This window comes from Kitasatospora sp. NPDC048715 (genome assembly GCF_043198905.1).
Taxonomy (GTDB): domain Bacteria; phylum Actinomycetota; class Actinomycetes; order Streptomycetales; family Streptomycetaceae; genus Kitasatospora; species Kitasatospora lactacystinica.
In genome coordinates, this window is the sequence record NZ_JBICVH010000006.1 from 362,941 (window position 1) to 380,126 (window position 17,186).

At 72.5% G+C, this 17,186-nt stretch carries 19 protein-coding genes and 1 CRISPR repeat array; of the genes, 11 read left to right on the forward strand and 8 right to left on the reverse strand.

Features of this window, described 5'->3' with window-relative positions:
• Window position 1 precedes the first annotated feature (1 nt).
• Window positions 2-478 carry an NUDIX domain-containing protein gene (locus tag ACGFSC_RS14870; protein WP_359907644.1) on the forward strand — a complete coding sequence of 159 codons (477 nt, stop codon included), beginning with the start codon at window positions 2-4 and terminating at the stop codon, window positions 476-478.
• A 60-nt stretch (window positions 479-538) separates the two neighbouring features.
• Here the strand turns inward: ACGFSC_RS14870 and ACGFSC_RS14875 are convergent, their stop codons facing one another.
• Window positions 539-916, reverse strand: coding sequence for a ribosomal protein L7/L12 (locus ACGFSC_RS14875; RefSeq protein WP_359907641.1), 378 nt, complete (start codon window positions 914-916; stop codon window positions 539-541).
• 492 nt (window positions 917-1,408) lie between these two features.
• Between ACGFSC_RS14875 and ACGFSC_RS14880 the strand changes: the two genes are divergently transcribed.
• The gene (locus tag ACGFSC_RS14880; RefSeq protein WP_359907638.1) at window positions 1,409-1,861 is read left to right on the forward strand and encodes a DUF3995 domain-containing protein; all 453 of its coding nucleotides are present in this window, start codon (window positions 1,409-1,411) and stop codon (window positions 1,859-1,861) included.
• 66 nt (window positions 1,862-1,927) lie between these two features.
• On the opposite strand, the gene ACGFSC_RS14885 is transcribed toward ACGFSC_RS14880, so the two are convergent.
• Both ACGFSC_RS14885 and ACGFSC_RS14890 read right to left on the reverse strand, forming a co-directional pair.
• Window positions 1,928-2,251, reverse strand: coding sequence for a hypothetical protein (locus ACGFSC_RS14885; protein WP_359907636.1), 324 nt, complete (start codon window positions 2,249-2,251; stop codon window positions 1,928-1,930).
• A gap of 135 nt (window positions 2,252-2,386) precedes the next feature.
• Window positions 2,387-4,078 (reverse strand): hypothetical protein, encoded by a 1,692-nt coding sequence (locus tag ACGFSC_RS14890; RefSeq protein WP_359907633.1) that lies wholly within the window; start codon window positions 4,076-4,078, stop codon window positions 2,387-2,389.
• 882 nt (window positions 4,079-4,960) lie between these two features.
• Here ACGFSC_RS14890 and ACGFSC_RS14895 point away from each other — a divergent pair.
• Window positions 4,961-5,938, forward strand: coding sequence for a hypothetical protein (locus ACGFSC_RS14895; protein ID WP_359907630.1), 978 nt, complete (start codon window positions 4,961-4,963; stop codon window positions 5,936-5,938).
• 217 nt (window positions 5,939-6,155) lie between these two features.
• On the opposite strand, the gene ACGFSC_RS14900 is transcribed toward ACGFSC_RS14895, so the two are convergent.
• On the reverse strand, window positions 6,156-6,986 hold the full coding sequence (locus ACGFSC_RS14900; RefSeq protein ID WP_359907627.1) for a hypothetical protein: 831 nt from the start codon (window positions 6,984-6,986) through the stop codon (window positions 6,156-6,158).
• Window positions 6,987-7,071: 85 nt separating this feature from the next.
• On the opposite strand from ACGFSC_RS14900, the gene ACGFSC_RS14905 reads away from it, so the two are divergent.
• Complete coding sequence (locus tag ACGFSC_RS14905) at window positions 7,072-7,227, forward strand: hypothetical protein (protein ID WP_392863377.1); 156 nt, start codon at window positions 7,072-7,074, stop codon at window positions 7,225-7,227.
• Between the two features lie 136 nt (window positions 7,228-7,363).
• On the opposite strand, the gene ACGFSC_RS14910 is transcribed toward ACGFSC_RS14905, so the two are convergent.
• Together ACGFSC_RS14910 and ACGFSC_RS14915 are read right to left on the reverse strand one after the other, a co-directional pair.
• Window positions 7,364-7,798, reverse strand: coding sequence for a hypothetical protein (locus ACGFSC_RS14910; protein ID WP_359907755.1), 435 nt, complete (start codon window positions 7,796-7,798; stop codon window positions 7,364-7,366).
• Window positions 7,747-7,935, reverse strand: coding sequence for an NAD-dependent epimerase/dehydratase family protein (locus tag ACGFSC_RS14915; protein ID WP_359907625.1), 189 nt, complete (start codon window positions 7,933-7,935; stop codon window positions 7,747-7,749). The genes ACGFSC_RS14910 and ACGFSC_RS14915 overlap by 52 nt, the downstream gene beginning before the upstream one ends.
• 63 nt (window positions 7,936-7,998) lie before the next feature.
• Between ACGFSC_RS14915 and ACGFSC_RS14920 the strand changes: the two genes are divergently transcribed.
• Together ACGFSC_RS14920 and ACGFSC_RS14925 are read left to right on the forward strand one after the other, a co-directional pair.
• Entirely contained in the window at window positions 7,999-8,685 is a 687-nt protein-coding gene (locus tag ACGFSC_RS14920) for an AraC family transcriptional regulator (RefSeq protein ID WP_359907622.1), read from the forward strand.
• A gap of 598 nt (window positions 8,686-9,283) precedes the next feature.
• Window positions 9,284-9,739: direct repeats of the CRISPR family, unit length 28 nt; unit sequence GTCGGCCCCGCGCTCGCGGGGATAGCTC.
• 105 nt (window positions 9,740-9,844) lie between these two features.
• Window positions 9,845-10,483 carry a hypothetical protein gene (locus ACGFSC_RS14925; protein ID WP_359907619.1) on the forward strand — a complete coding sequence of 213 codons (639 nt, stop codon included), beginning with the start codon at window positions 9,845-9,847 and terminating at the stop codon, window positions 10,481-10,483.
• Between the two features lie 126 nt (window positions 10,484-10,609).
• Here the strand turns inward: ACGFSC_RS14925 and ACGFSC_RS14930 are convergent, their stop codons facing one another.
• Window positions 10,610-10,816, reverse strand: a complete 207-nt coding sequence (locus ACGFSC_RS14930) for a hypothetical protein (RefSeq protein WP_359907616.1) — start codon at window positions 10,814-10,816, stop codon at window positions 10,610-10,612.
• A 481-nt stretch (window positions 10,817-11,297) separates the two neighbouring features.
• Between ACGFSC_RS14930 and ACGFSC_RS14935 the strand changes: the two genes are divergently transcribed.
• From ACGFSC_RS14935 to tgmC, 5 genes are all read left to right on the forward strand, one after another.
• Window positions 11,298-11,738, forward strand: coding sequence for a hypothetical protein (locus tag ACGFSC_RS14935; RefSeq protein ID WP_392863382.1), 441 nt, complete (start codon window positions 11,298-11,300; stop codon window positions 11,736-11,738).
• Window positions 11,739-12,306: 568 nt separating this feature from the next.
• The gene (locus ACGFSC_RS14940; RefSeq protein WP_359907377.1) at window positions 12,307-12,882 is read left to right on the forward strand and encodes a hypothetical protein; all 576 of its coding nucleotides are present in this window, start codon (window positions 12,307-12,309) and stop codon (window positions 12,880-12,882) included.
• A 479-nt stretch (window positions 12,883-13,361) separates the two neighbouring features.
• On the forward strand, window positions 13,362-13,643 hold the full coding sequence (gene tgmA / locus ACGFSC_RS14945; protein WP_359907374.1) for a putative ATP-grasp-modified RiPP: 282 nt from the start codon (window positions 13,362-13,364) through the stop codon (window positions 13,641-13,643).
• A 3-nt stretch (window positions 13,644-13,646) separates the two neighbouring features.
• Entirely contained in the window at window positions 13,647-14,618 is a 972-nt protein-coding gene (gene tgmB, locus ACGFSC_RS14950) for an ATP-grasp ribosomal peptide maturase (RefSeq protein WP_359907371.1), read from the forward strand.
• Window positions 14,615-15,763, forward strand: a complete 1,149-nt coding sequence (gene tgmC / locus ACGFSC_RS14955) for an ATP-grasp peptide maturase system methyltransferase (RefSeq protein ID WP_359907368.1) — start codon at window positions 14,615-14,617, stop codon at window positions 15,761-15,763. The genes tgmB and tgmC overlap by 4 nt, the downstream gene beginning before the upstream one ends.
• A gap of 117 nt (window positions 15,764-15,880) precedes the next feature.
• Here the strand turns inward: tgmC and ACGFSC_RS14960 are convergent, their stop codons facing one another.
• A complete protein-coding gene (locus tag ACGFSC_RS14960; RefSeq protein WP_359907365.1) occupies window positions 15,881-17,116 on the reverse strand; it encodes a serine hydrolase in 1,236 nt (411 codons plus the stop codon).
• Window positions 17,117-17,186: the final 70 nt, after the last annotated feature.

Genomic DNA, 17,186 nt, shown 5'->3' on the forward strand with positions numbered 1-17,186 from the left:
CATGAGCACCAGCAACACCAGCCCCGCCACCGCGGCCGCCCCGCTCCCGGTGGTGGACGTCCACGTCGTCCTGCGCACCCCGGACGGCAAGATCCTGCTCTCCCAGCGCGGCGGCCCCTACGGCTACGGCCAGTGGCACGCCCCCAGCGGCAAACTCGACCCCGGCGAGAAGCCGGCCCACGGCGCCGCCCGCGAACTGGAGGAGGAGACCGGGATCACCACCGACCCGGCCCGGCTGCGCCTCGCCTACACCGTCCTGCACCACCAGGACCCGGCGACCCTGCGCCTCGGGCTGTTCTACCTCGCCGCCGAGTGGGAGGGGGAGCCGGTCAACCGCGAACCGGAGAAGTGCCTGGACCTGCGCTGGTTCACCGAGGACGGCCTGCCCGACGACCTGATCCCGTACCCCGCCGCCGGCATCCGCGGCGCCCTCACCGACCCCGGCGGCCTGGCCCACCACGGCTGGCCGCCTGCGTGACGGCCCCGGCTCACCCGCACTCACCCTCTGCCCTTGCCGCCCCCAGGAGCGCCAGGGCGTTCAGAGGGTGAGGCGGGTGGGCCCGTAGGTGCCGCAGAACCCGCAGCCACAGCTGGTGAGGGAGTTCGCCAGGCAATGGGCGGTCGGCCAGTAGCGCGACGCACAGGGCTCCGGATCGAGCGGCGTCCCGTCCCCGGGCACCGTCCGGTCGCACCAGGTGCACCGGACAGCCGCAGGCACACCCGCCTCCCGCAGCCGCCGGGCCGCACCGACCGCCGTGTCGAACGGGACATCCTCCAGAACCACCACAGGGGCGCTGCCCAGGAGCAGCTTGCTGTGCCACAGACTCAGCCCGGTCACAGCCCTGACGGCCCGCAGGGCATCCGGCCCCGCGTCCCCGGGTCCGGTCACCAGCGCGGTGAACTGCGGATCCTCCACGGACGCATCTCCTCCGGCAACGGGACAACCGCCCCAGTATGTCGGCGGGCGGGGCCTTCGGCCCACCGCTTTCCGGCGGCCGCCGAGCCGCCGCGCAGTGCCTGAACCAGCGCCCGGGGGAAGACCGTCTCCAAAGTCTGTCCCACATCGGCCTCGCCGATGACAAGGAACTCGCTCAGGCCAACGCCTCCCGACTCGGTGCACCGACCGGAAGGACCGGCGCCGCGAGGCCGTCGCCCCTTCGGCGCACGGAACTCCGCCACCTTGCCGTTGACGGTCGTCCTGCAGCTGGGCCTGTCCGACGTGTCGTGTGAGCTGGTCGGGGCCGTGGCCTGGTGTTTGCCTCCTGGCCCGCGCCGACGGCGGCCAGGTCCCGGCACAGGGGAGCACCTCCGCACCGGCTGAGTGATCAAGCCCGACGGCGGCCGCCGGGTCGGGTGTTGGCACCCGTACGGTGGGAGAAGCATGAACGGCTGCGGGAGGGGTTCGAACATGGCTGATCCGGTGCGCGTCGTCGGAGGTGCGGTGTCGGCGGCGTTGGCGGCGACGGGGGCGCTGCACGCCGTGTGGGTGGTGACGCCGTGGCCGTTGCGGACGCCGGAGGAGTTCGCGGACGTCGTGGTGGGGACGGGGGACGGCGTACCGCCGGCCGGGGCGTGCCTGGCGGTGGCGGGGCTGCTGGGGGCGGCGTCGTACGTGGTGGGAGCGGAGGCGCGGGTGCTGCCGCGGGTCGGGCCGCCGGCGGTACGGCGGGCCGGGGTCCTGGCGGTCGCCGGGGTGCTGCTGGCGCGCGGTGTGGCCGGGCCGGTGGTGTTCGGGCGGGTCAGCGAGCGTACGGAGCGGTTCCGGCGGCAGAACCTGCGGTACTACTCGCCGCTGTGCACGGCCCTGGGCGCCGGGGCGGCCGCGGTGGCGTGGCGGGGCTCGTCCGCCACGGAACGCTGAGGAGTTCGCTGTGCGTTGAGCGCGTCCTCGAACACGCCGGCCCGGCAGGGTTCCCGGGTCCTCGGCTCAGACGAAGGCGACGACGAGCAGGACGGCCGCCAGCAGGAGGACGACGGTCAGGGCCGGCGCGCCGGGGCGTCCGCCGGGTTCGGAGGTGACGGCGATCCACGAGACGAGGGGGACCGCCGGCGAGAGGAGGATCGCCGACCACGTCACGACGCCCGTGGGAGTCCCGGCGACCTCGGCTCCGAAATCGGTCGTGAACATCACCGCCGGCCAGGCCGTCGCGGTCAGCACTGCCCAGGCCGCACGCGCGGTCCACCGCTCGACCGGGTCCGCCGCGCGGAAGTTGGTACGGGTCACGGTCAGGATCCGGGTCGGGTTCGCCACCGGAAGATCCTGTCGAACCACCCCGCCGGGCACCAGGCTCGGGAGTGCACCGCCGAAGGCGGGCCCCGCTCCTGCGCCGCTCCCGTACGGGGGGCGGCCCGCCTCGTCCGTTCCCGCGCCGCTCTCAGCCCCGCGTCACGGGCGACGGCCCGGGGGCCCGGGGGCCGTCCCCGCCGTTGCACCGCCCCCCGTGCCGAGAGTGCGTGCCCTCCGCCCGCTCATCACCTCGTCGGCGATGGCCACGATCCCACCGGGGGCGATCTCCTCCAGGTCGTCGAGGACCGTCGCCCAGCCGCCGAGGAACACGGCCCGGGCGGCCAGCCTGCGGGCGCGGGCGGGCTCCGACCGTTCCACCAGGGCGGCCAGGGCCCGCGCCCGCGCCCGGCCGTGGGGGATCGTGTGGGCCAGGTCCTCGGCCCGCTCCGGCTCACCCTGGCGGGCCAACGCACCGACGACGTCGATGAGTGCCTCGCCCCGCCCCCAGCGGTCGGGAATCGCGGGGACGAGGGCCTCGGCCCGGGCCGTCTCGCCGCGCCGGGCCAGCTCGCCGACGACCGCCATCAAGGCCCGGCTCCGCGCCCGGCGGTCGGCCAGGGCATGAGCGAGGGCCTCGGCCCGGTCCGTGTCCCCGGACCGGGCCAGCGCCTCGACGACTCCGGCCTTCCGCGCCGCCCGCAGATCGGGATCGTCGATCCGGTCGGCGAGCGCCGTGGCCCGCTCGACCTGCCCGTGCCGGGCCAGCAGCAAGGTCACGGCCTCCCGCAGCGCGAAGCCCTCGAAGCCCTCGAAGCCCTCGAAGCCGGCGTCGGGGCGGAGCAGTTCCTCGACCCGGTCGGCCAGGGCGAGGGCCACGTCCCGGTCGGCGCTCTCGGCGACCGCTTCCAGCAGCTCGGGCACGATCCTCGCGTCGAAGTGCGGGCTGGGCCGGGCGCGGATCGTGAGGCACAGGACATCGGGGTCGGCGTCACGCTGCCGCGACCCCGCCGCCGCGGCCTCGGCCCCGTCGGTCTCGGCCTTCTCGGCCGCCCTCGCGGCGGCGGCACGGGCCACGCTGCGCAGCACGGCGTCGAGCCGGTCCAGGTCGCCGTTGCGGGCCTCGAAGGCCAGCACCGCGACGAGGAGAGCGCGCTGCCCGGTACCCTTGCGGCCCTCGCGGCGGACGAGCTCCTCCACGCGGTCGGCGAACACGCCCGCCAGAACGTGATCGCCGGCGGCATGCGCGATCTCCATCGCCGTCACGAGCGCGCGCCCCGACTCCGCGCCGGCGCCGGCGCACTCGACGGCTCTGGCGGCGTACCCGAGTGCGGCCGGGAGGTCACCGCCGTCCGCCACCGCCTTCGCCAGCCCGGCCCAGGCACGCGGCCAGTTGTGCGGGTAGCGGACCGTCCGCGCCAGGCCGGCGGCACCCTCGTGGTCACCGGCGCGTGCCACCGCCGGGATGTGGGCGACCAGGGCGCTGTCCCGCAGTGCGCGGTCGGTCAGCGACTCGGCGAGCGCCCGTGCACCGTCCAGATCCCCGGCCTCGCCCGCCGTCCGCACCAGGTGGACGAGATCCTCCTCCGGCCCGGACCGACCGGCGCCCGAGCGAACCAGCTCGACCGCCAGGGCGGGACGACCCGCACGCACCAGCGCCGCCGCCAGGTCCGAATCGCTCCTCCTGCCGCGCTCCTGGTGCGCCGCCAGCCGCAGGACCGTCAGCAGGCAGGGGGTGGACCCACTGCGCAGCAGGCCCGGGTCCCCGCTGCCCGGCGGGGCCAGGCCGAGGCGCTGGTCCCCGATCCTCGTCCAGTAGAGATCTTGGCCCCACTGGGCCAGTCCCTTCAGCATGCACGCCCCCCGCCGAACGACCGCTCCTCCTGCCGCGCGAGGCGGCCGGCACCCGAACCGGACACGATAGTCCGCCCCCGGCCCTGCCGCTGTGTTCGCGACGGCGCCCGGAGCCGACGTGCCCAGGGCTGTGCGGGGTACGGCGGAAGCGGTGCGTCGGTACCTGCGGGACCGTCGGGCGATCAGCGTGCGGCCCTCGGCTCCCGAACACCTCGTCGGGCACGCCCGGCCGCCCGGACCAGGTCAGGACGGTGCCGTGCTGTTCGCGCCGGCGGTGACGGATCCGGGTACGACGGAGGCGCCGTCGAGGTCGTCGGACAGGTCGTCGGACAGGTCGTCGGTGAACACGCCGGTGGTGCCGATCCCGCCGGTGTCGATGCCGGCGGTTCCCTGACGGGCTCCCAGGGGGAAGAGACGCGGTGGGCGGCGCCCACGAGCGTCGGCGTGAAGGAGTTCCTCGTCTCGGGTGGACAGCGGTGGACCGCCGGTATCCGAGTCCTCCAGGAGGTCCCGCGCCCGAACAGCCCGTACCCAAAAGGAGGTTGGGACTTCTGGGAACCGAAGGCGCAGGTCTTTCCGGTCGACCGGGCGGCGGGGGTTGTGTCCACGGAAGTCCGGCCTTGCAGATTTGACGGATGCTCTGCATAGTTGCTTCACATCCGGCCAAACGCGTCCCAAGGGATCGATCCGCCGCGCTTTATGTCATGTACATGAATTTCTCCGCCCTTGCTGCTCCGACGCTCCGACGTGCGGCAGACCTTCGGCCCGCCGCCCCGACTGTCACCTGCGCCCAGGGCGGCGGGCCGTCCTTCGACGCACCAGCCGGCCTCCCGGGAGACGTCCCACGCCAGTACGTCCATCCAGAAGAAAAGGGGAACGATCATGCGTAACGCCACCCAGACCGTGCGCCGTGTCCTGGCCGTCCTGGCCGTCGCGGCGTCAGCAGTGACCGCGGCACCGGCCGTCGGCCAGGCGGCGGCCGTGGAGAGCACCCGCATCGCCGGCCCGGCCCCGGCGCCCGGAACGATCGCTGGCCTCGCCGTCGACGGCAGCCGCATCGGCGTCCTGACCACCGACGGCCGGGTGTTCGTCAAGGACGGCACCGTCGACTCCCGCGGATGGGTCCAGCAGTACGAAGGCGCGACCGCGCTGGCCCTGTCCGGCAACCGCGTCGGCGTCATCGCCAGGGACGGCCGCGCCTACGTCAAGGAGGGCAGCCTGTTCGCCGGATGGGTCGACGAGGGCGGCAACGCGCTCTCGATCGTCCTGGACGGCAACCGCATCGGCGTCGTCACCAGCGACCATCACGCCTGGGTCAAGGAGGGCAGCCTCTCCGCCGGATACGTCGACGTGGCCGCGAACGGCAACGCCCTCTCGCTGGCCCTGTCCGGCAACCGCATCGGCGTCCTCACCAGCGAGCACCACGCCTGGGTCAAGGAGGGTGCCGTCGCCGACTTCTCCAACTGGGCCGACATGGGCGGCGACGGCAACGCCACCTCCCTGGTCCTGAACGGCCGGCGCATCGGCGTCATCACGACCGACGGGCACGCCTGGGTCAAGGACGGCGCCGTCGCCGACCTCTCCCAGTGGGTGGACGTGGCGGGGAACGGCAACGCTCTCGCCCTGGTCCTGAACGGCCAGCGCATCGGCGTCATCACGACCGACCACCACGCCGCGGTCAAGGAGGGTGCCGTCGCCAACTTCACCAACTGGTTCGACGTGGCGGGGAACGGCAACGCCGTCGCCCTGGTCCTGAACGGCCAGCGCATCGGCGTCCTCACCAGCGACCACCACGCCCCGGTCAAGGAGGGCGCCGTCGCCAACGTCACCAACTGGGTCGACATGGGCGCCGAGGGCTGACACCACGCCGCCGGTGCCGGTCACCCCGATCCGGGTGACCGGCACCGACAGCGACCCGGCGACCAGGTCCCCCGGGTACGGGCAGCCGCCCGCCGTACCGCCGGGCCCGGCAGTCCCGGCCCCGACCTACGGTCGCTCGACCAACCGTGCGTCGGCGATCGCCGTCCCGTCCTCCTGCTGGCTCCGTGCTCGCGGGTCCCGCGCTCGACGCAGCCGCCTACGGACGCGCTCGGGTGTCCCGGCGATGTGCGACCGCCGCCCGGATCTCTGCCAGCGCGCGGTCGCGGTCGACCGGCGGCGGCCGGAACCGGCCGCCGGACCGTCGGACGTGTTCCTCCCAGCGGTCCTGCCAGAACTCCACCGTCCAGCCCGGCCATCGCTGCGGCATCTCGTAGGCCTCGGCCGACGCCCCGAGCACCCACCAGCCCACCCGGCGCCGAACCGGATCGACATGGACCCCGCCTTCCGCCGGCATACGACACACCGCCTGCTCCGGACCGCCGTTCAGCCGGTCGAGAAGCGAAATCCCCTCCCGGATCGGATGGTCGGCAACGTTCGCCACCACATAGCAGCGGTCCGACCCGACCGTCACCACCGCGACCATCGGCTCGGGGTCGGCCAGGTCCTCCGGATCCGGTTCCAGCAACTCTCCGGCGAGAACACCGTGGCCGCGGTCGCGTACGAGCTCAGGATCCAGCCCCAGGTAGCTCCGCAACTCCGCGGGACCGTCGTACGACCACCGCACATCCCAACCCGCCCAGGCCTCTCGCAACAGCTCCAGGGCCGCAGCCCTGTGGCGCATCACGGCACTCGGCCCCTCCCAGGCGAACACCAGCAGTACCCTGCGACCGAGGTCGATCAGCGCCGCCCCCTGGCAGTGCACGTCGTCCAGCCACCAGTCATCGACTCTCAGCCGCTGGACCATCGAGAGCGTTTCCGTCGGTCCGGCCAGCAGGTCGAGGTCGATCCCCACCGCGCCGAACCGGGAGAGATACAGCTCGTACTCGCCGTTCTCGCGGACGACGACAAAGTTCGCGCGGTCAGCCACGTGCCCAGGATGGCCGACACAGGAAGCCCGCCACCACCGATTTCACGCGGCAACGCGGCAACGCGGCCGCTTCGACGCCGACCGGTTGCGGCAGACGCCGGCCGCGCTGCCCCGGCCGAAGGCCGCCGACGGCCGGCTCGTCCTGGCCATGGACGTGAGCAACCGGCTGCGGCCGGACGCCGAGGGCAGCGCGGACAGGCTGCTCTGCCACGCCTTCGGCCGGCCCGGGACCGACACCTGATGGTCCCGGGCCGGCCGAACTCGTTCGTCGCCGCTCTCGAACGTCGAGAAGGGCAGGCCCTGCTCGGCCGGCTTGGACCTGGCGATCTTCCTGAGGACTGTGTCCCTTGAACTACCGGAGCCCTGGCGGCCGTCGGCTACGGCATTGCCTCGAATGCCTCCCGATGGTCGCGCGCCCACTGCTCGAACGTGCCCGCCGGCCGGCCGAGCACCCGCGGCACGTGGTCCGTGACGTAGGCCGCACCGCCGGCACGTGCCCAGCCGATGCCGGTGACCATCTCGGCCGGCAACCGGTCGAGCGCGTTCGTGTCGGTGATCCTCACCGGCCGTTCCAGCACGCCCTCCAGGATCGCCGCCTGGTCCGCGGACGTCAGCAGCTCCGGCCCGGTCAGGTCGTACCGCTGCCCGTCGTGCGCATCGCCGATCATGGCGGCGACGGCGACCGCGGCCACGTCCCTCGGGTCGGCGACGGCCTGCCGGGAGTCGCCGGTCAGGTTCGGGATCGGCTCTCCGGCGTGGATCAGGGTCCGGTGCCACAAGAGGTTCGACGCGAAGCTCGGCGGGCGCAGCATCGTCCACACGAGCCCGCTGGCCTCGATCGCCTCCTCCGCGGCGAGGTGCCACGCGCCGACGACGGCACGCCCCGCTCGGTGAGCAGGCGCACGATGTGACTACCGATGGTGCCGGTGGCACCGGTAACAAGGATCATGTCCCGACGATGACAGCGCCCTCACCGCTCCTGATAGGAAGTTTCGGCACTGTCGTGGGCCGCGTGAGAACTCTCGTCGTGCCGCCCGCCCTTCTGCGGTGGGTGGCCGGGATCGATGTCGCCACGGCGACCGGTTCGGCGGCGGTCGACGTGCCCGACCACGCCACCACACTTCTCGTGCGCACGGACCAGCGCGAACTGATCGTCATGGGCCCCCGCACCCGGGCCGCCTATCACGTCGCCGCGCCCGGCCGCTCGTGCGTGCGGGTCCGTATGCGGCCGGGTCGTGCCCAAGCCCTGCTCGGACGTTCGCTGAACGGCCTCGCCGACGGTGTCCTGCCGCTCGGCGAACTACCGGGCCTGGACATCGACCAGCTCGCCGCCGACCCGGTCGCCGCTCTCGAAGAAGCCTTGGCCGACCGCTCGGAACCGTCGGAGCGGCTCGAAGAGGCAGCGCGTCTACTGGCCGACACCACCGTCTCCGCGACCGCGGCCCGGCTGCACACCAGTGAGCGCCGCCTGCACGCCCTGTTCACCGACGCCACCGGCCTGTCCCCCAAGCACTTCGCACGCATCGACCGCGTCCGCACCGTGCTCGCGGCCGACGCGGGCCGATGGGCGGACATCGCCACGACGGCCGGCTACTACGACCAGTCCCACATGACCGCCGAGTTCCGCCACTTCATGGGTGTCCCACCGGCCGCGTTCACCGCTGGCCTGCGCCCCGCCGCGACTTCGTGCACTGCCTGAGTTCCAGGACACGGCACAGAGAAGCAGGGTTCCCGGTGATCGCCAGGCCCTGTACCTCTTCATCTCCCGAGGAGCCCCATCGTGCCTGTCTGCGCGAACTCCTGATGTCCTGTCCCGTGAAGTTGGGGATGCGGCTGGCTGGCGGGTGGCTTGCCCGCGAGTGCGGTGTGTCCGTGGTGGTGACTGTAGATCTGGAGCCTGGCGAGGCAGGCGTCGCGGGGTTCCTGTTCGATGCGGTAGCGCCGTGCGTAGGCCCATTCGTCGAGCAGGGGCGGCTGAGCGTTCGCCCTTGCCGTTGGTCCGGGGGCGGTAGGGGCGGGTGCGTTTGTGCGCGATGCCCTCGGTGGCGAGGGCATCGGGCCAGGCACGTGACAGGTAGCGGGTGCCGTTGTCGGCCATGACGCCCTCACTGGCGAACCCGTCTCCTGCACCCATGCCTGACAACAGCCCGTACGATGCTGTTGAAGGTTCAGAGTCGGCTCACAGGGGCGCAGCTGGGAGAGATGGCCTCTGGGACGTCGATATCGCAACGCGGGCTCCGGATTTCGAACTGAATGGATTGGCGCACTCTGCGCCCAATCGCAGCAGGTCAGGAAGTGTCGGCCCCGCGCTCGCGGGGATAGCTCCGGCTTCCGCGGGGTCGCCCTGGCGACCGACGCGTCGGCCCCGCGCTCGCGGGGATAGCTCCGGCGCCCAGTACGGTGCGCCCGGCGGGACCGGGTCGGCCCCGCGCTCGCGGGGATAGCTCCCGCCCGGTCCACCAGGACCTGACCTGGTCCGGGTCGGCCCCGCGCTCGCGGGGATAGCTCGTCCTGGATGCCGTCACGGAGCCTCAGACGGGCGTCGGCCCCGCGCTCGCGGGGATAGCTCCCTCCACCCCGGTTCCTTCGTGCCGTCCAGCGGGTCGGCCCCGCGCTCGCGGGGATAGCTCCATGATCCCGGGGCCAATCGCCAAAGCGCTGGGGTCGGCCCCGCGCTCGCGGGGATAGCTCCCCGCCCTGGTCCCGGTGTCCATCACCGGCGCCGTCGGCCCCGCGCTCGCGGGGATTGCTCAGGCAGAGCATGGACGCCCCGCCAGCGGTGCCTCGGCACTACTCAGGCGGCTCTTGAGTACGCTCGCCCATGCGCTTCCGACCGGCCGCTTCCTACCGTGATCAACATGGACACGAACGCGGCTCCCGCCCACCCCCAGCCCTCCGTCAACCCGCGCTGGGCCACCGGCTGCGGGATCGCGGTGGCACTCCTCACCGCCCTGGTCGTCCTGGGAGCCATCGTGCTGGCCAAGTTCGAGGACTCCCTGACCCAGCACGGGTACGTCAAAGGCCCCGGAACCGTGGTCGAGCCCCTGCACGCCGGCGGGACCGCCCGCTACGACGACGGCCTGAGGATCACCGTGAGCCCGCCCCACCGGGAACCCGACAACAGCTACAGCTTCACGATCACCTACGACAACGGCACCGGCAGGGAACTGCGCCCGGGCGGGACGTCCCCCGACACCGGCCTCGGCACGACCCGCGGTTCCGCCCCCGTCGTCGTCCGCCCGGGGAAAGCCCTCGACTCCGCCACCCCCACCCCCGCCTCCAGCGCCGGCCCCGCTCCCGTCCCTGCCCCCGGCATGACCTTCCTGGACGGGGCCGCGTCCGTCACCGCCCTCACGCCGCCCCTCGCCACGGAGCAGCACCGCACCGTGGCGGTACGGGTGAAGCCCGACAAGGACGGAGGCCCGGTCACGGTGGAGGTCACCCCGAAGTCGCCCGGGTACCGCGACACCGCGTACTGGCAGTTCTCCCTCAGCTGACCAGCCGACCCCACGCACGGGTGCGGCGTCCTGCCGGCCCCATGTCCACCGGACGGACCCAGCGCCCACGGGGGCGCTGCGGGGTGCGCAACGCCCCGGGAAGCACCACGGATGCGTGGCTGGCGATCAGGTCTTGCGCGAGGACGCGGGCGCGTACGAGAACTCGTCGATCGGATGCCTGACCTGACGCCTCAGAAGGGCCATGGTCCTGATGGGACTGGCGCCCACGTCCGCGGAGAACGCCATCACGATCCTGCGGAGCTCCAAGCTCTGGACATCGTCGGACTCGATCTTCGTCAGCAGCTTCTCCGTGACACCCAGCCGGGCATCCACGTCGGACAGGGCGCGACCCTGCCGCGCGCGCGGGCCGCCTGCAGCAGTCGGCCGACACCTGCCATCGGCCGAGGGGCTGGCCGCTCCTCGGCCGTGCCGCTGCGCCAGGACTCGGCCAGGACCCATCGTCCCCATGGTTTGCGCCGGACGAGGCCGTCCGGTGGGAGATCACGGAAACGGTCGCGGGCAAGACCCGTCGCACCGTCACCACCTTCGACGCCGTCGGCCGCACTCTGTCCGCCGAGACCACCGGTGACGAGGGCTACCCCGTCCCGAAGTGCTAGATCGAGTACGCCCCGGCCACCGGGGCGCTGCTCAGGACGACGCCGCCGCCATCGTCCCAGCGGTGCTGAACTTCGTCTTCAAGCCGTTCAGCTTCTAGATTGACCCAACGGTGGACTCCGATCCACTGAACCAACCTGTCGGGGCGCCGTCCGTATCCCGGGCGGCGCCCCGGCGCGCCAGAAATGTGGAATGGAAAATGCGCAGGAGGCGTAATCCGTGGGCGCTCGCCTACCTCCTGGTCGGGCTCGTGTTCTTGCTGATCGCTGTCGCTGTAGCGGCCACTGCCACCAGGGTCGACGACCTCATCCCCATCGTCCTTGGCGGTGTGCCGGGCCTGGTACTGACGATCCGTGCCCCGATGTACGGCGTCGCCTTCGGAGACACCGGACTGAAGTACTCCGGCCTGCTCAACTCGCGCTCCTACACCTGGTCCGAGATCCAGGAGGTGAGGCCCGCCGTCGTTTCGGGAACCCTGTTCTCCTCGACCGTCCCGGAACTGCTCCTGGCCTCGGGCAAGACCGACCAGTTCCCGATGCTGGCGGGCTACGGGTCGGGGAACACGCCCAACCAGCGGATCGAGCAGCTCGTGGCCGAATTGGAAGAGGCGCGCTCGTCCGCCCTCTCCTCAGCACGGTGATCACGCCCTCCGACACTCCGACTTGGCTTCTCCGTTCCTGCTGGTCAGCAGCTTGGGACCGGAGACGCCCTTGTCTCCTCTTCTGATCATGCCGACTTCGGTCAAACGACTCGGCCCGGACCCCATGGCGGTGTCCGGGCCGAGTTCTCGCTTGTGGGGCGGGCACCGTCGTCGAGCTCCGAGGGTTGGCGTGGCGGGTTCCGCGGCGATGCTCCCACTGGTTCCATGGCCTCGGCGAGGGCATGGTCCCGGGGCAGACGGCAGCGGGTGCGGCCGGCGGCAGCGGTAGCCCAGCGGAGCGGTGGCATCAGGCCTGGCGTGGGCGCAGGCCGATGAGGCCCACCAATTGCAGTCGATTCGAATGCTTCCGCGTTGCCGCCGCTCCGAGGGGCTGTTCGAGGTGTTCGGTGCTGGAAGGCTCAACCGCTCACGGTCGGAGACGTCAGGCTGTCCGGGCTGACGCGGGGGAGATCCCAGGCCGGTCACGGAACCGTCACATCGCCTGCGCCGAGCGGTGCGTATCGCTACGGTCACCCCATCACCTGCACCACGTTCTCAGAGGAACCCCATGCGCCGCACCGCCCTCGTCCTGCTTGCCGTCGGCCTGACAGCCACCGTCGTCGCATGTTCCAGCTCTGGGTCCGGTGGCGAAAAGCCACCGGTCAGCGCCCCGACCGCGACGGGCAGCGCCACGCTCGTCAAGGACACTCCTGCCACCTCTCCCGCTGTCGCGACGAACATGGCGCCGGGCTCGGTGGCGGGTAGCGCATCGGCGACTTTCGCCATGATCGCCATGACCGTGCAGACCGCGAAGTTCGGCCGGTCCGTGACGGCGGAGGACGACCCGAATCACCTGCTCGGCAGGCCCGGCCAGTACACCTCGAAGGTCACGTTCACGGACTCGCGCGTCAAGGAGGCCGACGTCGAGGGCGAGGACGCCGACTCGGTGGCCCGCGGCGGCGCGGTGGAGGTGTTCGCCACCGAGGCCGACGCCAAGGCGCGCGCGCAGTACATCCAGGGCATCGTCAAGTCCCTCCCCGCGGCGGTGGAGTACGACTATGTCCGCGGCACCGCGCTGATCCGCGTGTCCAAGTTCCTGACGCCCGCGCAGGCCGACGGCTACAAGGGAGCCATTGGCGCCTGACCTGCAAAGATGACGTGCCGGCCCCCTTGGGGGTCAGCCGGTCGGGCATCCGGGTGTCCGGCTCGTCATGCAGGCCGACGTGACCTCGCGGATCGACCACAGCGAGCATCACCGGCCCCCGTCCGCGGCGAAACACGAGCCGCTGGAGCTGCCGTTCCCCCGCGGTCGATGGTGCGGGGGAACGGCAACCCTCATGCCTTTGTCCGGAACCTGATCTCAGTCGTCTTCGAAGGTCAGCCCCTCGACCGCCTCGCTGAGGATCTCCCGGTCCTCGGTCTGGAACTCACGGGGGGCGGATCGCGGGAAGTGGGGGTGGTCGAGGTCCATCTGCAGGGCCGCATGCAGCGGTACCGGGCTCAGGTCCTTGCCGACGGGCAGTTCGGCGAAACTTCTCCCAGCAGGTCCCGCCGACCGGCATGATGACCGATGGTTACCACTCACATCGCCAGAGTCACGTATCAGGTGTGGGAGAGATCAGGATGCCGAACGCCGTCACCGCCCCGTGGGGTGCCACCCGAATGCGCCCGTTCGCCGACACGCCGCCCTGGCCCGCCCTGACTCCGGTCATCGACCCGGACACCCAGGTCGCGGTCTTCCACGACGAGCAGGGCCGCACCGTCGAGCTCGGCAAGCACGGGACCAGTACCGACCGGACCGGCCCGACGAGCACCGGCGGCGGTGGCGGGGACGGGCAGAGCGGCGGCCAGGCCCAGCCGACCGACGTGGACACCGTGACCTCCAACGACCAGGACCAGAGCTGAACCATGACGGGTGACCGGCGGACGGCGGTCCTGGTGCTGACCTGCGCCTACGATCCGACGGCCGACATCGTGCTGCGGATCCTGGCCGAGCGGCAGGTGCGGGTCGTACGAGCGGATCCCGGCGCCGACCTCCACCAGGGCGCCGTGCTGACCGCCCGCTACACCGCGGCCGGCCGGCGCGGCACCCTTGCCACCTCCAGCCGCACCCTCGACCTCGACCGGGTCCGCGCGGTCTGGTACCGGCGCCCCTCGGGCTGGGCCGCGCCGGCCGGCATGGACGGGCAGGACGCCGAGTTCGCCCGCGCCCAGGCCCAGTGGGGCGTCGGGGGTGTCCTCGCCGCGTTGCCCGGCGCCCACTACGTGAACCACCCCTGGCGGATCCGGGCTGCCGAGCACAAGCCCGCCCAGCTCGACGCCGCGCTCGCGGCCGGTTCTGCCGTCCCCGACACGATCGTCACCACCGACCCCGAGCAGGCGCGCGCCTTCTGCGCCGAGCAGCCGGACGGCGCGGTCTACAAGCCGCTGTGGAACTCCCCCTGCACGGACGAGGACGGCCGGCCGGTGCAGGCCTGGGTCGCCGAGGTCGCCCCGAAGGAGATCACCGACGCCGTCGCCGCCTGCCCGAACCTGTTCCAGACCCGACTGGCCAAGGACCACGACGTGCGGCTGACCGCGGTGGGCCGCGAGCTCTTCGCCGTCCGGATCGACAGCCCGGACTTGGACTGGCGCCGCCGCCAGCACCTGCTCACCCACACCCCGATCGACGTGCCCACGTCCGTGCGCCGGTCCGTGGCCCGCTACCTGGAGCACTTCCGGCTCGTCTACGGCGCCTTCGACTTCGCCGTCGACGCTTCCGGCCGCTGGTGGTTCCTCGAATGCAACAGCAACGGGCAGTGGGCGTTCTTCCCGCCCCCGACCACCGACGCCATCGCCACGGCGATCGCCGACCAGCTCCAGAAGGGCCCTGCCGCATGACCACCGCCGCCGCCGCCGCGGACCTGCGCGCAGCCCTCGTCCGGCAGCTCGCCGCCGACGAGGGCCTCACCGACCCGCACTGGCGTGCCGCCGCGGCAGCCGTGCCGCGCGAGGTCTTCGTCGGCGACTACTTCCGCGAAGTCCCCGGCTCCTTCCCCACCTCCTGGGAACCGGTCCGGGAAGGCGGCGACGGCTGGCTGGAGGCCGTCTGCACCAACCAGACCCTCATCACCCAGCTCGACGGCCGCATCCACCCCGCCGACACCGACCAACCGGTCGCCGGATCCCCCTCCTCCTCGTCCACCCTGCCGTCCCTGGTCCTGCGCATGTGGCAGCAACTCGACGTCTACGACGGCCACCGCATCCTGGAGATCGGCACCGGCACCGGCTACTCCACCGCGCTCGGCGCCCACCGCCTCGGCGAGGAGAACATCACCAGCGTCGAAGTCGACCCCGGCCTCGCCGAACGCGCCGCCACCTCCCTCAAGACCGCCGGCTACGCCCCGCGCCTGGTCGTCGGCGACGGCCTCGCCGGCCACAAGCCCGCCGCACCGTACGACCGACTGATCGCGACCTGCGCGGTGCGCACCCTGCCCTACCCCTGGCTGCACCAGGTCAGGCCCGGCGGAAAGATCCTCGTCACCTTCTCCGGCTGGCAGTTCGGCTACGGCCTCGCCCTGCTGACCGTCACCGAACCCGGCGAGGCGACCGGCCGCTTCCTGCCCGGCTGGACCAGCTTCATGATCGCCCGCCCCCACGACCGCCCCCCGCGCCAGAACCCCACCCTCCTCCCCGGCGACGAACGCCCCACCCGCATCAACCCCGCCACCATCACCACCTGGACCGGCACCTGGGTCGCCCAACTCTCCGCCCCCTCCGCCGAACGCATCGGCGCCGGCGATCAACAGATCCTCATCGACCACGCCACCGGCTCCCACGCCCGCACCCAACCCGACGGCCACGGCGGATGGACCGTCACCCAACGCGGCCCGCTGCGCCTGTGGGACCAGGTCGAGCACGCCGTCGAGGCCTGGCAGGCGGCCGGCGCACCGCACCAGGACCACTTCGGCATCACCGTCACCGGCGACGGACAGCGGGTCTGGCTCGGCGGCGAGGACGGACCCGGCTGGCGCCTACCGGTGTGATCGTGCTGCCTACGAGTCGGGCCTGGTGGAGGCCCGGCGCACGAACCCGGCGGGCTGAGGCGGGCCGGAGTGGGCTGAGGTGGGCCGAGCTCGGTCGGCTGCACGCCGAGGGGAGGGTCAGCGGCAGAGGGCCGCGTCCAGGGCGGCCGCCATGTGCTGTGCGCCGGCCTCGTCCGGGACGGTGGTGACTGTGATGGCGGCGGCGCGACCGTCGTCGGTGACCTCGTCGCGGGAGCGGTAGCCCGGGGTCGTCCCGCCGTGGCCCCAGTACACGCCACCGCACGACAGCGGCCGGCTCACCAGGCCCAGCCCGTAGCGGACGCCCGGAGCCACCTCGTCGGCGGGGACGGTGGTGCGCATCTGGGTGAGCTGCGCCGCCGGGAGGAGGCGACCGCCGAGGAGCGCGGTGTAGAAGCGGCTGATGTCGCCAGTGGTGGAGACGACGGCGCCCGCCGTCCAGCCCCAGGACGGGTCCAGTTCGGTGTAGTCGCGGAGCGAGCCGTCGGCTTCCCGGTTGTAGCCGTTGGGGTGGGCCTCGTGGATGCTCGTGTCCCCCGGGGTGGGGAAGTACAGGCCCGGCCGGCACACGACCGCCCGCGTCGCCCCCAGCCGCGCGGGCACCGAGTCCTGCGCCAGGTCCATCGCCAGGGCCGACAAGCGGGGCCACCGCGGTCGGTCACGTGCCGGCCGGGCGCCGCCGGTGCTGTCACCACCAGTGCCGTCGAATCCGATGTCCAGCGCCCCGACCTCCGGTCCGGCCCAGAACAGCATGGCGAACAGCTCGACCGCCGAGACATCGGCCAGATCCGCTTCGAACCGCACGTAGTGGTTCCCCAGAAGCGAATGGCGCACCTGGACACCGAGCCCGGCCAGCGCCCGCCCATCCGGCGCACGGACGACGGCGTCCGGCATCACCACCAGCGCACCGTCGTAGCGGTGGCCCAGGTCGTCGTGGCTCTTCCAGACGTCGTCGAGATCGAGCGAGCCGTGTGTCCTGACCGGGCTGGTGCCGGCCAGTTCCCAACGCGACGCCTCGTCCTGCTCGACCGCCTCGACCAGCTCAGAGGGCTCCACGCCGCGCACGGCGAACGGGTAGAGGTAGACCAGCTTTCCCCGCCCCACCCGCAGCCACCGATCCCCTGCTCTCCGCTGCAGTTCGAGCAGACCGTACCGGAGCGCCCGCAGCTCGCTCACGCTGCCCTCGTCGGCCGCGATGACCCCGTCCGTCTCGGCCCGGCGCAACGCCACGATCGTGGGGTTCAGCGAGGCGCCCGAGGCGTAGAACGCGGCAAGCGCCCGTGCGGCCATGGCCGTCGCACGCTGCCAGCCGTCGTACAGCCGCCCCAGCTCCATGACCTGGTCCGCGACGTCATCGTGGATCCGACGGAACCGGATCGAAGCACCTCGCATCAACCGGACGGCC

Bases quoted from the DNA above. Each gene is read 5' to 3' on its own strand.
- ACGFSC_RS14870 (WP_359907644.1), top strand. From the start codon at position 2: ATGAGCACCAGCAACACCAGCCCCGCCACCGCGGCCGCCCCGCTCCCG.
- ACGFSC_RS14880 (WP_359907638.1), top strand. From the start codon at position 1,409: ATGGCTGATCCGGTGCGCGTCGTCGGAGGTGCGGTGTCGGCGGCGTTG.
- ACGFSC_RS14890 (WP_359907633.1), bottom strand. From the start codon at position 4,078: ATGCTGAAGGGACTGGCCCAGTGGGGCCAAGATCTCTACTGGACGAGG.
- ACGFSC_RS14895 (WP_359907630.1), top strand. From the start codon at position 4,961: ATGCGTAACGCCACCCAGACCGTGCGCCGTGTCCTGGCCGTCCTGGCC.
- ACGFSC_RS14910 (WP_359907755.1), bottom strand. From the start codon at position 7,798: ATGCTGCGCCCGCCGAGCTTCGCGTCGAACCTCTTGTGGCACCGGACC.
- ACGFSC_RS14915 (WP_359907625.1), bottom strand. From the start codon at position 7,935: ATGATCCTTGTTACCGGTGCCACCGGCACCATCGGTAGTCACATCGTG.
- ACGFSC_RS14925 (WP_359907619.1), top strand. From the start codon at position 9,845: ATGGACACGAACGCGGCTCCCGCCCACCCCCAGCCCTCCGTCAACCCG.
- ACGFSC_RS14935 (WP_392863382.1), top strand. From the start codon at position 11,298: ATGCGCAGGAGGCGTAATCCGTGGGCGCTCGCCTACCTCCTGGTCGGG.
- ACGFSC_RS14940 (WP_359907377.1), top strand. From the start codon at position 12,307: ATGCGCCGCACCGCCCTCGTCCTGCTTGCCGTCGGCCTGACAGCCACC.
- tgmA (WP_359907374.1), top strand. From the start codon at position 13,362: ATGCCGAACGCCGTCACCGCCCCGTGGGGTGCCACCCGAATGCGCCCG.
- tgmB (WP_359907371.1), top strand. From the start codon at position 13,647: ATGACGGGTGACCGGCGGACGGCGGTCCTGGTGCTGACCTGCGCCTAC.
- tgmC (WP_359907368.1), top strand. From the start codon at position 14,615: ATGACCACCGCCGCCGCCGCCGCGGACCTGCGCGCAGCCCTCGTCCGG.
- ACGFSC_RS14960 (WP_359907365.1), bottom strand. From the start codon at position 17,116: ATGGAGCTGGGGCGGCTGTACGACGGCTGGCAGCGTGCGACGGCCATG.